Origin of the sequence: Fibrella arboris (genome assembly GCF_041321095.1) — a bacterium.
In the GTDB taxonomy this organism is placed as follows: domain Bacteria; phylum Bacteroidota; class Bacteroidia; order Cytophagales; family Spirosomataceae; genus Fibrella; species Fibrella arboris.
Genome location: NZ_JBGGWE010000010.1, coordinates 114,388 through 129,192, shown reverse-complemented (window position 1 = coordinate 129,192; position 14,805 = coordinate 114,388). Strand labels below are relative to the sequence as shown.

Here is a 14,805-nt window from a genome sequence, read left to right as displayed (position 1 = left end):
GCACCCATGCGATTCATACGAAAACAGGTTCAGCGTCTCTTGCTTACAGCCTCGACTTATTCGGTGCTTGTTCTTTTTGGTCTTGTGCCGGGGGCCTGCTCATCAGCGGCCGATAAAGCAGAAAAAACCGAACTGGCTTCAGCGGCCGACTCAACCGCCAACAGGTCTGAAAACGACTCAACAGACGGCGAGGTACGTGTGTCGCTTACACAGGCACAATATGCGGTGGCCGACATACAGCTGGGCCAGCCCGCCACCCGTACACTCAGTTCAGTGCTGAAGGCCAACGGTGCCATCGACGTACCCGCCTCTAATCTGGTGTCGGTATCCGTACCGTTTGGGGGGTATATCCGCCAAATCGACCTTGAGCCAGGCATGCAAGTCCGTAAAGGCCAAACGCTGGTGGTGCTCGAAAACCCCGATTACATTCAGCTTCAGCAGGATTATCTGGAAACCAAAGCTAAACTGGAGTACGCCGACCTGGACTACGCCCGGCAGGAAGAATTGAGCCGCGAGAACGTCAGTGCGCTTAAAACGTTTCAGCAAACACGCGCCAATCGTCAGAGTTTACAGGCCCAACTGGCAGCCGCCGCCCAACGGCTGGCTATTCTGCGCATCAACCCAGCAACCCTGAGCCCCGCCCGACTTACCCGCACGATTACCGTACCCGCACCCACCTCGGGTTACATTACCAACGTACCCGTCAACAAAGGTCGTTTTGTTAACCCGGCCGACGTCCTGGTCGAGATCACCAATGTTGAACACCTGCACGTGCGGCTGAATATTTTCGAAAAAGACATTAACCAGATTCGATTGGGGCAACCCGTTCGGTTTGGCATGGGTAGCGATGCGGCGCCTATTCACCGGGCAGCCATTTTCCTGATTGGCAAAGCCATTTCGGCAGACCGTACCATCGAAGTACTGGCTCACCCCAGCGAACGTAAACCCATTTTTATTCCCGGTGGGTACGTAGCTGCCCAGATTGATGTGAAGGCGCAGTCGCTGTCTACGCTGCCCGAAACAGCCATCATCGGTTTCGGGGGTAGATCATACGTATATGTGCTGGAGAAGAAAGCGGGGAATCCGGTTGTGTACCAGTTCAGGCAGGTAGAAGTGAGTACAGGTGTTCAGGAAAATGGGTACGTTGCCGTCAACCTGCCAGCCGGCATTAACTCAGCCCAAACACCAATTGTCCTTAACGGCGGGTACAGTTTACTCAGCAAACTAAACAACAGCGAAGAAGAGTGACCGATATCCTGGTCAGTACTGATTCGGAAACCGTAAGGCCCTAAACCAACAAACGCCACTCCTGATAGGGAATGGCGTTTGTTGGTTTAGGTACGTTCAGATTAGTGTTTGAATACTTTTACCTGATACACGTAGCTCTGCATCTGCTTGATCTGCTGTTTGCGAGACAAACGGACCATCCGGCTTTTCCGGTTTAAAGCCAGCACGTCGCCTTTCAGCGAGTCGGGCGAAATGGCATGGAGAGCGTCCAGCAATATACTCGTCTTTACGGCAAAGGTGGCGCCTTCCGACGTGATCTGTTTAGCCGTGATGATGCCAATCACATTCCCTTTCTCGTCGAGCAACGGACCGCCCGAGTTACCGGGATTCACGCTGATTGCCACCTGATAAGCCGCCGAATCGCCCCGGAAGCCAGTGCCTGAGCTCAGGTAGCCTTCGCCGTAAACAATTTCTTCACGTGGATAACCGAGTGTAAAAACGCGCTCGCCCAGATCAGACGGACGTGCCTCGAAGCTATACGGTACAGGGGGCAGCGCATGGAAGGCGGTATCCTGCCCGATGGCCAGAATAGCCAGATCGTGCTGTGGATCGGTATGAACCAGGCGCGCTTTATACACAACGCCCTGCTGACTCTGCACATAGACAGAGTCTGAACCCTGCACAATGTGGTTGTTCGTCACCAGAAAACCTGATGCCGTCAGTAAGAACCCGGAGCCAGCCACCTGACCGGGATTTTGCTGAAATACCCGGCCCCGGCCACTCAGGTTGTTCAACAGTTTATTCTGCGTTTGTTGAATAACGGCCAGATTCCGCATCATCATGCCATATTGCTGTTCCTGCTTATGGCTGTTCTGATACGAACGGTACATGATAATGGTAGCGAATGTGGTCAGGATGGCCACTGCCGCCGCAATGGCAAGCGTTGGTCGGTGTGTTCGCCACCAGGCACGCACCTGCGCCCGTGGATCAGCAACGGCGGGTTCCAGCAACGAATCGGCTTCCAGTTGTTGGTGCACCCGCTTTAATTTATCCTGAAACGCCAGCCGCCGGCCATAAGCCTGCAATATGGTCTCAATGGGTTCTTTTTCATTAGCGTCCATACTATTCGTTGTCTTTATAGGTGGCAAAGAATAACCGCTTTAACCGCGTCAGGCATTTATACTTCTGCGTTTTGGCGTTATCTGTATTCGTATATCCGAACTTCTCGGCAATGGCCTGCATCGAAAGGTGTCGGATGTAAAAATCTTCCAGCAATGTCCGGCAGGGCTCCCCCAGACGGGTCAATGAAGCCGCCATTTGCTCAAACTGCTGATCGCGCCGTTGATGGTCAGCCAGATCATCAGCTATTGACTCTGCCGGTTCCTCCTCAAACTGATCAGTTCGAATAAGCGGTGAGCGACCACGTTGTGCCAGTTGTTTTAACCACAAACGCCGGGCCACCGCGTAAATAAAAGTTTTCAGTTGGCAATTCAACTCAAAATCCCCCGCCGACACTTTCTCAAAAAGCACAATGAGTGTTTCCTGATAAATGTCCTGGGCATCATCCGTAGAGCCGCTGTTGTTAATCACCAACTGCGCCACCATCGGATAATGTTGCCGATACAGCTGACTTAACGCCCGGTCAGAGCCTTCCGCCAAGCCGATCAACAGGGCTTCGTCTGTCGACAGCAACCGTGTCGTTTCCCTCATACACTGCTTACTTGTTAATACCGAATGGGTTAGTTGGTAACCCAAAAAAAAGATAAAATTATTTTTAGAATCGTGGGTTACCTTCTCTAGTCTATCGTATTAAGGTATGGAAAGTTAACCAATAACATTTAAACACATAAGATCATGAAAGGCTTCGCAAAATCAGCTCTGTTCGTATTGTCAGTTGTTTCTCTGGCTACTGCCTGTGAATCAAAGAAAACTGAGTCTACGACTACTACTACCGACTCAACGATGACCATGTCTAGCGATAGCAGCAGCATGGCTACAGACACAACGATGATGGCTCCTGAGTCGTCAACGATGACGTCTACGACTATGGCATCTGACTCAGCGAAATAAGTTTCGCTAACCGCTTACAGAAAGCCCCTCGCAACCGAGGGGCTTTTTGCGTTTGTAGTGCCGAAGCTCCAGCTTCGGTAGTTGAACTAGCTGTCCCACCGAAGCTGGAGCTTCGGCACTACGGCCATCTTATCCGCTCATAAAAAAACCGAGGCGCTATCACCTCGGTTTTTTTATGAATAACGTACCTAAACTAGTTATTGCTCGTCAGTTTAGTCTTATTCTGACCACCCTGCGCAATCATATCAGCCAATACGCGGCCGGCTTCTGTCAGGTACGTGTCTTTCTTTTTCTTCGCTTTAGCCGCCGTATTTGCGGTGTCAGCCTCATCGACTGGAGCGGCTTTTTCCATACTGGCCGTCTTTTTCTCAGCGTCCTCTTTCTCCTTCTTACGCTTCGACTCCTGTAACGATACGATTGTGTTGCCTTTCGCCTTTTTGAATTCGCTTACAGCCTGTGCCTCGCGCTTCAAATCAACGTCCGTTTTTAGCCGCTGCTCGTATTTTGCACGAAGACTGGCGGTCAATTTATCAGTGATGAAGCTAGTAGCATCGAAACGCGCCGAAGCGATCTGATCCCAGGGGAGCGCACTTGGTTGTGAGCTTTCACCGAAATCTTCGGCCGAATAACGGGATGGGAACTCAATATCGGGCGTTACGCCTTTGTGCTGCGTGCTGCTGCCATTGATCCGGTAGAACTTCTGTGTGGTCATTTTCACCTGGCCAACCTTATCCTGTTCTTTAGGCAACATATTGTTCAGATCGATCAACTGCTGGACCGTCCCTTTCCCGAATGTCTGACCACCTACAATGATACCCCGGTGGTAATCCTGAATAGCCGCCGCAAAAATTTCGGACGCCGAAGCACTGAAACGGTCGACCAGCACGGCAAGCGGCCCATCATAAGTTACCGACGGATCGTTATCGGCCATCACTTCGGTTTCTCCACCCGAGTCACGTACCTGTACCACCGGTCCTTTCGGAATGAACAGCCCCGTCAGGTTTATGGCTTCAATTAGTGAACCACCGCCATTGCCACGCAGATCAATAACGATACCATCTACCTTCTGTTGCTTCAGCGAGTCGATCAGGTTTTTCACGTCGGTCGTTGTACTGGCCACATCAGATTCACGACGGCGGGCGCCTTCAAAATCACGGTAGAACACTGGCAATACAACCACACCAAATTTGTAGGTATGTCCCTCCTCCGTAACGTCAATTACTTCTTTATGGGCACGCGCTTCTGCAATCCTGATTTTCTCGCGAACGATCCGAATTTCTTTGGGTACATCGGTAGCCAGAGCCGACGGTGATTTTATCTGAAGCCGAACAACCGTCCCTTTGGGCCCTTTGATGAGCTTCACTGCCTCATCGACCTCCATACCAATGACACTTACAACCGGACCGGTGTCGCCCTGCGCTACGCCGATGATCTTATCACCGGCCGTAAACTGCTTGCTCCGCAATGCGGGACCGCCGGGTACCAGATCAGTGATTTTGATGTATTCACCATCTGCCTGCAAGCGGGCACCGATACCCTCCAGCGATGCGCTCATTTCCTCATTGAATATATCGGCCGTACGGGGGGCCAGGTAATTGGTGTGTGGATCCAGGGTTTCGCCAAAGGCGTTCATGTACCACTGGAACACGTCTTCGCTCTTGATTCGACCCAGATTTTTCGCCAGGTTTTTATAGCGGCTATTCATCAGACTGGCAACAGAGGTATCTGCTTTACCGGCCAGTTTCAGTTCCAATGCCTGATTTTTCAGCATTTTCCGCCAAATATCATTCTGCTCGTCGAGCGATTTTGGCCACTGGGCTTTTTCCCGATCAACATTATACGACTCATCAACAGAGAATGAAAACGGCTTGCTCAGCGTCTGCTTCACAAACTCGTTCCGCTCGTTGAAACGCTTCCGAAATACGTTGTACATATCGAAAGCGGCCGTCAGGTCACCATTGACTAGTGCATCATCGATCTGGTTTTTATACTTCTCAAAAGAAGCAACATCTGAGGAGAGAAAATAAACTTTACTGGGGTCCATCTCCTTCAAATAGTTGTTCCACACAACTGTCGACAACGAGTCGCTCAACCGCACTTTCCGGTAATGATAGCGTGTCAACAGCTGAGTGACAGCCTGTTCCACGCGCTCTTGTGTGACAGTTGGCTTTAAGTCATCGCCCGAAGGAGTCCAGACAGTCGATTGCTGACTGATTGAAGCCGAAGCCGTACGAGATTCTGGCTGAAGACTCATCATCAGCACAGGAACCAGTGTAATCAGGTATTTTCTCATCGTGACAAAGAGCGAAAGACTGAAAGAGCAAAAGAGCGAGGTACAACACTTGCGTATGCTTTATAACAGGAGCAGTGCGGTTCGCTCTTTCAGTCTTTCAGTCTTTCACTCATTAGTTTTTTACAATGTCTAACAACTCAATATCAAAAATAAGCGTTGAGCCAGGCCCGATATCACCTGTACCCCGGTCTCCGTAGGCAATGTCTGATGGAATAAACACTTTCCATTTCGACCCAATGGGCATTAATTGCAGTACTTCCGTCCAACCCTTTATCACCTCTGTCACACCGAATTCAGCTGGCTGACCGCGTTCTACAGAGCTATCAAATACCTTACCGTCAATCAGCTTACCGGTATAATGAACTTTAACCCGGTCAGTTGCCACAGGTTTAGCGCCTGTCCCCTCTTTCTCTACTATATACTGTAAACCACTTGCTGTGGTTTGAACGCCCGGCTTCGCTTTATTTTCTGCCAGGAAAGCTGCTCCTATCTTTTTGTTACCCTCAGCCGCTTTGCCCGCTTCTGCATTCCTGGCGGCATACTGCTTCTGCATGTAGTTCATCATGATCTGCTGCATCTGCGGCTCAGCAATCTGCAAAGGCTGGTTTTTGAGCGCATCCTCAATCCCTTTTGCCAGGATATTCGTGTTAACACTGGTTAACCCCTGCTGCTTCATGCTCTGGGCAATACTGTAGCCCACACTGTAACTCAATGAATCCTGGCTATTGGCTACTAACGATTTCCTGGCATTGGCGGGCTCTGCTTTCGCCTTAACCGATTTAACGGGCATGGCCGGATTTTTACTTTGAGCAATGGCGTGGTTTGCAATAAACAGAGTCGACAGTACGCCGACGGCAATAAAACGGGGAACAAACATGAGGGAGATAGTAAGTGATTAACGTACCAACGGTCTGGTACATAGAAAACGTGATTTTAGCCCTAAAAAGTTTTGCATTTCAGGTTATATCCTGCCTAAAATAACAACCAGACTGTTAATTGTCCAAACATCATGCGGCTGATTTACTGAATCTTAGCTGGCACTAAAAAAGCCCGCACTAAGTAGCACGGGCTTCGTTAATTTATCTTAAAAGAATCTATTTCACTTCTTCATAATCAACATACTCGCCCCCTCGCATAGGTGACTCACCCGTCCGGGTGCGCGCTGTCGATGATACCCGCGTTTCACCCTCCCGAACTGGCTGGGTACGTTCGGTAGCACGGCGCTGCTCTTTGACCAGTTGCCGACCAACCAGCAAATAGAAAACGAACCGACGTACCGGTGGCACAAACACAATAAGCAGGGTGAAAACGAGCAGGACTTTTAATAACATAACCAACGTTGGTTTTACTCCGTAGTATACCGGTTATAACGTCCCCCACCAGGGTTTAGTTTATTGACCGTATAAGGCTTTCCCAGCCGCTTCATACTTGTCGCCGGCTATCCAGACAGGGCGCGTTTTACGGTCGGCAATGAGCCGGGCAGCCCGGGCATAGGTCTGGCAGAACTTTAGCAAGTAATCGTAATCGATGGTATCTGGATTATCTGAAACCTGATGATAATTCTTCATCAGTTCTTCATCAAATGCTTTAAAGCCTTCCGACAACGTAGGCGCAGGTACGCCCTTGGCAGCAAAACTCACATTATCTGAACGGTCGAACAAACCCTGTTCAGGCGCTGGTTCGGCAAAAACACCCAGGCCAAACTGGGCTGCCGCCTGCTCTATTTCGGCTTTAGCGCCTGTCCGCTCCAGACCAATCACAGAAATAATGCTTGTGTCGTTGTAGCCGGCGCCGTCAATATTGAAGTTGAAGATAGTCTGTTTTAGGGGTACCAACGGATGTTCGGCGTAATAACGGCTTCCAAGTAAGCCAACTTCTTCACCAGTCAACGCCACAATAATGACTGACCGTTTCGGATGCTGCGCCATCAGGGTTTTCGCCGCCGCCAGCAACGCCACGGTTCCCATCCCATTATCACGGGCACCATTATAAATGGTGTCGGCAGCAGTAACAGAACCAGTACCCGCCTTAGCCGTGCCAATATGATCGTAATGAGCCGTTAACAGAATATATTCTGATTGTAAAGCAGGGTCTGTTCCTTCCACAATGCCAGCTACATTCACGGCATTTACGGGTTGAGCAGCCCGGCCTGACGTACGTACCGTTACCGCTTTATTGTCTTTCAGGCCAGCCAGTTGGCCTTTTCCATTGTCAGCCCAGATATGCAGTATCGGCGTTTGGCCGGGTGCTTCAGCTACGGGAATACTGAGCTGTTCACTGTTAAAGAAGCGGTTGGCAAATGTCCAGGGAGTGGCAGGAGACGCAAACAGCTCGATGATCCCCGACGCCCCCCGTTCTGACGCCAGTTTTCGCTTGGCTGTCATAGCGCTGATCAGATCGCGCGGTGATTTGGCTTCTGCCGATCCTACCTGCGTCACAACGAATTTGCCTTTTACGTCTTTACCTGCGTAGTCTTCGGCGGTTAGTCCATACCCGACATAGACACTCTCGGCGGTCTGGCTCATGGCTCCACCCGCCACCACAACAAACTGCTTGCCTACGGTCAACGAGTCGGCTCCGAACCGGATTGTTCCCGAAGCTGTCGGCTGGGTACGTTGCAGGGCAACAGGCTGGTAGTAGCTGTTATTATCCGACGCGGGTTTCAATCCCAATTGCCGGAACTGTTCGGCGAGATAGCGGGCCGCCGCCATATTTCCCGCCGATCCGGTTCGTCGCCCCTGCAATTCATCTGAGGCGATGAACCGCAGGTGACTTTCCAACTCAGCGCGCGATAACTGCGCTTCTGGCAAGGCCGCCGTGCTCGTTACGGTTGTATTGGTTCGTTTCCCAGCTTTCGAAAGCTGGGCAATACCGGGCGTAGCAACAGCTACAAACGCGAAAGCGGTGGCCCCAAGCAGGGACCACCGACCAATTGAATAAGTCATTGATGAGGAAACAAAAATTCCCATGTTATGCAACACCACTCGGGTTACCAACAGGGGAATTTGGGTGAAAGGAAGAATAAGATAAGATAGACTCGATCGTAGACGGACGTGGTGCCCGTTCTATTTTGTCCATCAAGGCACGAAGTTCAAGCGCATCGAGAAAGAACCCCATTAATTCAGGTTCGGCCATCAGGGCCTCTTCGATCAGAAGGTTTTCTTCCTCAGAAGTTTCTTCGTAGACGTATCGGATGACGTCATCTTGGGTAAATGTTTTTGTCATAGCTTACTGGACGTTTGCTTAACTGCTTGCGCAGGTTTATAAGTGCATAACGCATACGTCCCAAAGCGGTGTTAATGCTGACTCCGGTAGCATCGGCAATTTCCTGGAAACTCATCTCCTCGTAATGCCGCATGATCAACACCTGGCGTTGTTGCTCCGGCAATCGCTGAATCAGCTCACGCAGGTGCTCATGTGTCTCGCGCCGAATTTGCACCGCCTCCACTGAGTCCTCGGCAAATTCAAGTGTGTTAAACACATTGCTTCCGTCTTCAAACACTACATTGGGGTAGCGTTTATCTCGCCGGAAATAGTCGATGGCCAGATTGTGAGCAATACGGATAATCCAGGGAAGGAATTTACCTTCTTCGTTATAACGCCCCGATTTGATGGTGTCGACCGCCTTGATAAAGGTGTCTTGCATCAGATCTTCGGCTATATACTGATCTTTGACAATAAGATAGATGGTTGTATAAACCTTGTTCTTATGCCGCAAAACCAGCTTTTCGAAGGCTTTCTCACTACCACGGATGTACGACGAAATAAGCTCGCTGTCGTTAACCTGGGCTTTTTCCATTTCAGAAAGACAATTAGGTAACGTAGAGCTTTTAGTCGATAGTGTGTGTCCGTGTTAAGAATTGTGAGATGGAAGGAGATTTAATATCAAAATAACAAAATTTGTCGAAAACTTACAAGTGGTCTGTGTAACTTTTTGTGACAAAACCTGAATGCAGCATCAATTTAGTAAGTATCCTTCTGCTGTCCAACTAAAACTGTACCAAACTATACGTATTGATAAAGCAAAAGGATGCGTGGGTGGTCAATTTATTTGACAAAAAAACGTTACGACCGTTTAATTGGGGGGCGTAAACTACCTTAGCACCTCAAAAAACGACGATTAAGCCATCTTATCATGAAATTTGAGAAACACATCTTTGTCTGTACCAATCAGAAAGAATCCCCAAAAAAGTCATGTGGCGCCGAGCACGGAGCGGCCCTTCTTGAGGCTTTCAAACAGGAAATTACTCAACGTGGCCTACAGAAACAGGTACGTGCCCAGCGGGCAGGCTGCCTGGATGCCTGTGCCTTCGGGCCAGCTCTGGTCATTTATCCGGAAGGTACCTACTACGGCAATGTCCAGATTGAAGATATTCCTGAAATTGTAGAAAAACATGTTGTTAATAACGAAGTAGTCGAGCGGTTATCGCTTAATTTTTAAGCGCCTCAGCTGACCTTCACACTGCTCATTACCTAGCCTGACCGGCCAACCCGGTCAGTACCCAACAGCCCCTGACGGTAGGCGTTGCCCCTTTTTATGTACAGACACCTTTTTTTTGACCTTGACCATACGCTGTGGGATTTCGACCGTAACTCGGCAGAATGTATCGCGGAAATGTATGATACGCATAAACTCGCCGAAGTAGGACTATCTTCGGTCGAGGCCTTTGCAGAAACATTTATTACGGTCAACAGGCAGCTATGGCGCGACTACGATTTGGATTTAATTGATCATGAGTATATCCGGCAACATCGGTTTCCGATGGTATTCCGTGCATTGGGGGTTGCTGACACCACCCAATGCGCCAGCCTGAACACCGATTATTTGCGGCTGTTGCCGAAGAAAGCCCACCTGACCGAATCAGCGCTCGACATCCTGAATCATCTGCATGGGCGTTATCGGATGCACATTATCACCAATGGCTTTGCCGAAATCCAGGCGGTTAAAATGGCGGCCGCAGAGATTGCGCATTTTTTTGATGAAATCGTCACGACTCAGTCAGCAGATGCCAAGAAGCCCAATCCGCGTATTTTCGAGTTTGCGTTGCAGGCAACCGGCGCCAGCAAAACCGACAGCCTAATGGTAGGGGATAATTACGAGGCTGATATCCTGGGGGCGAAAGCCGTTGGACTGGATACTGTTTTTTATAATCCCAAAGGAGAAACGGTAGCTGACCCAGCCACCTACGACATTCGTCACTGGCACGAGCTGATGGCAATTTTATAGGAATCTGTTTACCATGAACCTTCAAGAAACAACCGCCTTAATTACAGGAGGGGCATCTGGCCTCGGGGAGGCTACCGTCCGGGCTTTCCATGCAGCCGGCGCCAACATTATCATCGCTGATCTGAACCAGGACCGGGGAAACATGCTGGTAGCGGAACTTGGTGGGCGTGTTCGCTTTGCTTTAACGAACGTGGCAAACGAATCGGATGTGCAACAAGCTATTGATCTGGCCATCGGCACGTTTGGTAGTTTACACATCACTGTCAACTGTGCGGGCATTGCCGAGGCGCGCAAAACCATTGGTAAAGTAAATGGGGAGTACGGACCGCATTCGCTCGATGCCTTCCGCAAAATCATTGACGTAAATCTGGTCGGTACGTTCAACGTGATCAGGCTGGCGGCTTTTGCCATGGAACGGAACGTACCCAACGCTGACGGTGAGCGTGGTGTACTTATTAATACGGCTTCTGTTGCCGCCTACGACGGACAGATTGGACAAGCCGCCTATTCTGCCTCAAAAGGAGGAATCGTGGGAATGACCTTACCCATTGCCCGCGACCTGGCCAAATCAGGCATTCGGGTAATGACGATCGCACCCGGCTTGTTTGAAACCCCATTGCTGGCCGGTTTACCCGAAGAGGCTCGCCTCTCGCTGGGACAGCAGGTACCGTTTCCGTCACGGCTTGGCCGACCTGCCGAGTACGGTATGCTGGCAAAAAGCATCGTTGAAAACCCTATGCTCAACGGCGAAGTAATCCGTCTCGATGGCGCCATCCGAATGGGACCGAAGTAAGGAGGAAAGGAGGAAAGGGAGGAAAGGAGGAAAGGAGGAAAGGGAGGAAAGGGGCTTACGCGTGAGAAATCCCTTTCCTCCCTTCCTCCCTTTCCTCCTTTCCTCCCCTTACACCCCTCCCATCGTTTTCACGTATTGCGAGGGTGTTTGGCCGGTTACGTCGCGAAATTGCCGGTTGAAGTTCGACATCGTACGAAAGCCGCTTTCGTAGCCAATTTGTGAAATAGACAAGTCGCTATTTATCAGTAATTTACAGGCATGACCAATCCGCACTTCCGTTACAAAATCGACAAACGTTTTGTTGGTACGTACCTTGAAATACCGACAGAACGCCGACGGAGTCAATCCGGCGATATCAGCTACTGTATCTAGTTTTATAGCTTCGTGGAAGTGTGTCAGCACGTAGGTATGGACAGCCTGCATACGACGGTAGGCCTGCGACGAGGCACTGCCCTCATCAGCGTCGGCAGGTTTCATTGGGTTGCTATAATTAGCACTGGTGATCAGCTGAGCATCGACCGAATGAGCCAGGTCATCGAGTAAGGCCAGGAAATCGAGCACCCGTCGGAATGTTGGCGCCTGAAGAACCAGTTTACGCAGCGCCGCCACGGTTTGCTCATGCGTTTCGCCTACCCACGTCACACCTTTTCTGGAGTTGTCGAGCAGTTGGCGGATACGATGCATTTCGGGCTTATTAAAGAAATCCGTACCCAGACAGTCGTCGGTAAAATAGACCACCAGCCCGTGCGTCTGCAGGCCAGATTCAGGCAAAAAATAAGGCTGATCGCTCCGCCAAAGGTGTGGCAGATCGGGGCCGATCATGACCAGATCGCCCGGAGCAAACGGGCGGATTGAATCACCAATAAAACGCGTGCCGGTTCCTTCTTCAACCAGAAATAACTGGTAGTGGGGATGAAAATGCCAGTTCGGATCAAAGTGCGGTTCGATCAGGTCTCTGACAACAAACGAACCAATACCCGACTCAATATCCTTGCGCAGGGCAGATTTCATAAAGAAAGCTTAATAGTATGCATGAATTGACACTAACCTTGGTGATACTTCGGCGTAGTTGCAAAAATAAAGTCAATATTAGACAAAAGTAGGCCAACAATATAAATTGAACAAAGATAGCTTTGTAGAAATATTTCCTGAATCAGTAGTACGAACCTTATAACTACCTGCGCATGAACCGGCTTGGCATGAACCTGTTTACCTGGACGATGACCATGGATGAGGACCTCTCAGACACGCTAACGTACCTGAAGCGAACGGGTTTTGATTTTGTAGAAATGCCGGTTGGCGCCACGCCCGGTGCACCCACCAATCTGGCGAAATGGCAACGCCTCGGCCAACAGGCAGCAGACCTGGGCCTGGCTGTTCAGACCTGCTCGCTGTTGCCACCCGAACTGACACTGCTTAGCCCTGATGCGGCCGTCCGGAAAGCTGGCGTAGCGTACCTGAAACAAATCGTTGATTGTTCGGCGGCGGTGGGATCGCCCATCCTGATGGGGCCCTTTTTCGCTGGTTTCAAGCTGTTCACGGGTAAACCCGCTACGGCTGATGAATGGGCCTGGTCGGTCGACAGCATGAACGAAATAGCCGAGCACGCGCAACAGCAAAACGTCATGCTGGCCATCGAGTCGCTGAATCGGTTCGAGACGTACCTGCTCACCTGCGCGGCCGATACCAGGCGATACATCGAGGCGGTTGATCATCCTTATTGCCGGGCTGCCTTCGACACGTTCCACGCCAATATCGAGGAGAAGAACGTGACCGATGCCATTCGCACACTTGCCCCGTATCTGGTGCATGTGCAGCTCTCCGAGAATGACCGGTCAACGCCCGGCAAAGGGCAGGTCGATTTCGATAAGGTATTACAGGCCCTGGGCGATATTGACTACACAGGCCCTATCGCCATCGAAGCTTTTGGTGTAAACCCACCCGAGCTGGCCGCTGCCACTCATATTTTCCGGCCTATGTTCAACTCGCCAGAGCAATTAGCGCGTGAAGGACTGAGCCATATTAAGCTGTTAATGACCCAATTAGTGAACGACTAACTCCTTACAATGATTAACATCGCCATCGTTGGCCTCGGGTTTGGGGCTGAATTTATTCCAATTTACCAGCGCCATCCGCTGGCTAACATGTACGCTATCTGCCAGCGCAATGTCGAAAACCTCAATAAAATAGGTGATGATTACGGCATCCAGGTACGTTATAGCAATTACGATGAACTCCTGGCCGACCCCAACGTTGATGCCGTTCACATTAACTCACCCATTCCGAACCATGCCGAACAAAGCCTGAAAGCCCTTCGTGCCGGCAAGCATGTGGCCTGCACGGTGCCGATGGCGACCACCGTTGAGGAGTGTGAAGAGATCGTTCGTGTGACCCGTGAAACCGGTAAGAAATACATGATGATGGAGACCGTAGTATATGCCCGCGAGTTTCTGTTCGTGAAAGAGATGTACGAAAAAGGCGAACTGGGCAAGGTGCAATTCCTGAAAGCCAGCCATCAGCAGGATATGGATGGCTGGCCTGACTACTGGCCCGGTCTGCCACCCATGCACTACGCCACCCACTGCGTTGGTCCAGTGGCTGGTCTGCTCCGCCTGGAAGCCGATTATGTGTCGTGCTTCGGTTCAGGCACCATTCGCCCTGAACTGGCGGCCATTCATAACTCGCCTTTTGCCGTTGAATCGGCGCACATCAAGTTCAAAAACAGCGATTTATCAGCCTATGTGTATCGGTCACTGTTCGATGTAGCCCGGCAGTATCGGGAGAGCTTTGAAGTATATGGTGACAAGAAATCATTCGAGTGGCAACTGATCGAAGACGAACAACCGGTGATTCACACGGCGAAAAAACCCGAGCCCGAGATTCCCGAGAAAGTGACGGTACCCGATTACGCACACCTGTTGCCTGCCGAAATTCAGCGGTTTACGACAAAAGGCGTGTATGATGCCGATGAAACGCAGCACCTGTCGTTCACACAGGGCGGTGGCCACGGTGGTTCGCACCCACACATGGTCAACGAATTTCTGACGGCCCTCAGCGAAGACCGCGACCCCTTCCCCAATGCAGCCCAATCGGCCAACTGGACAAGTGTTGGTATTCTGGCGCATGAGTCGGCGATGAAGGGTGGAGAGATTATGAAACTGCCCGACTTTAACCAGTAACATTTAGCCGTTATAC

The 14,805-nt window shown here is 50.6% G+C and carries 15 protein-coding genes; 6 read left to right on the top strand and 9 right to left on the bottom strand.

Annotated features, from left to right (window positions below; genetic code table 11):
• Positions 1-6 precede the first annotated feature (6 nt).
• Positions 7-1,248, top strand: a complete 1,242-nt coding sequence (locus tag ACAW75_RS17850; RefSeq protein WP_370730109.1) for an efflux RND transporter periplasmic adaptor subunit — start codon at positions 7-9, stop codon at positions 1,246-1,248.
• Positions 1,249-1,349: 101 nt separating this feature from the next.
• Here the strand turns inward: ACAW75_RS17850 and ACAW75_RS17845 are convergent, their stop codons facing one another.
• The 8 genes from ACAW75_RS17845 to ACAW75_RS17810 all read right to left on the bottom strand — a co-directional run bounded on the left by ACAW75_RS17845 (position 1,350) and on the right by ACAW75_RS17810 (position 9,389).
• A complete protein-coding gene (locus ACAW75_RS17845) occupies positions 1,350-2,348 on the bottom strand; it encodes a S1C family serine protease (RefSeq protein WP_370730108.1) in 999 nt (332 codons plus the stop codon).
• Position 2,349: 1 nt separating this feature from the next.
• On the bottom strand, positions 2,350-2,937 hold the full coding sequence (locus ACAW75_RS17840; RefSeq protein ID WP_370730107.1) for an RNA polymerase sigma factor: 588 nt from the start codon (positions 2,935-2,937) through the stop codon (positions 2,350-2,352).
• Positions 2,938-3,490: 553 nt separating this feature from the next.
• Entirely contained in the window at positions 3,491-5,590 is a 2,100-nt protein-coding gene (locus tag ACAW75_RS17835; protein WP_370730106.1) for a carboxy terminal-processing peptidase, read from the bottom strand.
• A 112-nt stretch (positions 5,591-5,702) separates the two neighbouring features.
• A complete protein-coding gene (gene bamJ, locus ACAW75_RS17830; protein WP_370730105.1) occupies positions 5,703-6,467 on the bottom strand; it encodes a BamJ family beta-barrel-assembly machinery protein in 765 nt (254 codons plus the stop codon).
• A gap of 217 nt (positions 6,468-6,684) precedes the next feature.
• The gene (locus tag ACAW75_RS17825; protein ID WP_370730104.1) at positions 6,685-6,921 is read right to left on the bottom strand and encodes a DUF4834 domain-containing protein; all 237 of its coding nucleotides are present in this window, start codon (positions 6,919-6,921) and stop codon (positions 6,685-6,687) included.
• A gap of 60 nt (positions 6,922-6,981) precedes the next feature.
• Positions 6,982-8,535 carry a M28 family peptidase gene (locus ACAW75_RS17820; protein WP_370730103.1) on the bottom strand — a complete coding sequence of 518 codons (1,554 nt, stop codon included), beginning with the start codon at positions 8,533-8,535 and terminating at the stop codon, positions 6,982-6,984.
• Between the two features lie 25 nt (positions 8,536-8,560).
• Positions 8,561-8,815, bottom strand: a complete 255-nt coding sequence (locus tag ACAW75_RS17815) for a hypothetical protein (RefSeq protein WP_370730102.1) — start codon at positions 8,813-8,815, stop codon at positions 8,561-8,563.
• The gene (locus ACAW75_RS17810; RefSeq protein ID WP_085410225.1) at positions 8,790-9,389 is read right to left on the bottom strand and encodes an RNA polymerase sigma factor; all 600 of its coding nucleotides are present in this window, start codon (positions 9,387-9,389) and stop codon (positions 8,790-8,792) included. Before ACAW75_RS17810 ends, ACAW75_RS17815 begins: the two co-directional genes overlap by 26 nt.
• 336 nt (positions 9,390-9,725) lie before the next feature.
• Here ACAW75_RS17810 and ACAW75_RS17805 point away from each other — a divergent pair, with 336 nt between their 5' ends.
• From ACAW75_RS17805 to ACAW75_RS17795, 3 genes are all read left to right on the top strand, one after another.
• Positions 9,726-10,031: a (2Fe-2S) ferredoxin domain-containing protein gene (locus ACAW75_RS17805; protein ID WP_370730101.1), complete on the top strand. Its 306-nt coding sequence runs from the start codon at positions 9,726-9,728 to the stop codon at positions 10,029-10,031.
• Positions 10,032-10,127: 96 nt separating this feature from the next.
• Positions 10,128-10,817 carry a YjjG family noncanonical pyrimidine nucleotidase gene (locus ACAW75_RS17800; protein WP_370730100.1) on the top strand — a complete coding sequence of 230 codons (690 nt, stop codon included), beginning with the start codon at positions 10,128-10,130 and terminating at the stop codon, positions 10,815-10,817.
• Between the two features lie 13 nt (positions 10,818-10,830).
• A complete protein-coding gene (locus tag ACAW75_RS17795) occupies positions 10,831-11,610 on the top strand; it encodes a 3-hydroxyacyl-CoA dehydrogenase (RefSeq protein ID WP_370730099.1) in 780 nt (259 codons plus the stop codon).
• 108 nt (positions 11,611-11,718) lie between these two features.
• On the opposite strand, the gene ACAW75_RS17790 is transcribed toward ACAW75_RS17795, so the two are convergent.
• Positions 11,719-12,621: an AraC family transcriptional regulator gene (locus ACAW75_RS17790; RefSeq protein ID WP_370730098.1), complete on the bottom strand. Its 903-nt coding sequence runs from the start codon at positions 12,619-12,621 to the stop codon at positions 11,719-11,721.
• Positions 12,622-12,794: 173 nt separating this feature from the next.
• Here ACAW75_RS17790 and ACAW75_RS17785 point away from each other — a divergent pair, with 173 nt between their 5' ends.
• Together ACAW75_RS17785 and ACAW75_RS17780 are read left to right on the top strand one after the other, a co-directional pair.
• The gene (locus ACAW75_RS17785; RefSeq protein ID WP_370730097.1) at positions 12,795-13,667 is read left to right on the top strand and encodes a sugar phosphate isomerase/epimerase family protein; all 873 of its coding nucleotides are present in this window, start codon (positions 12,795-12,797) and stop codon (positions 13,665-13,667) included.
• A 9-nt stretch (positions 13,668-13,676) separates the two neighbouring features.
• Positions 13,677-14,789, top strand: coding sequence for a Gfo/Idh/MocA family protein (locus ACAW75_RS17780; RefSeq protein ID WP_370730096.1), 1,113 nt, complete (start codon positions 13,677-13,679; stop codon positions 14,787-14,789).
• Positions 14,790-14,805 lie beyond the last annotated feature (16 nt).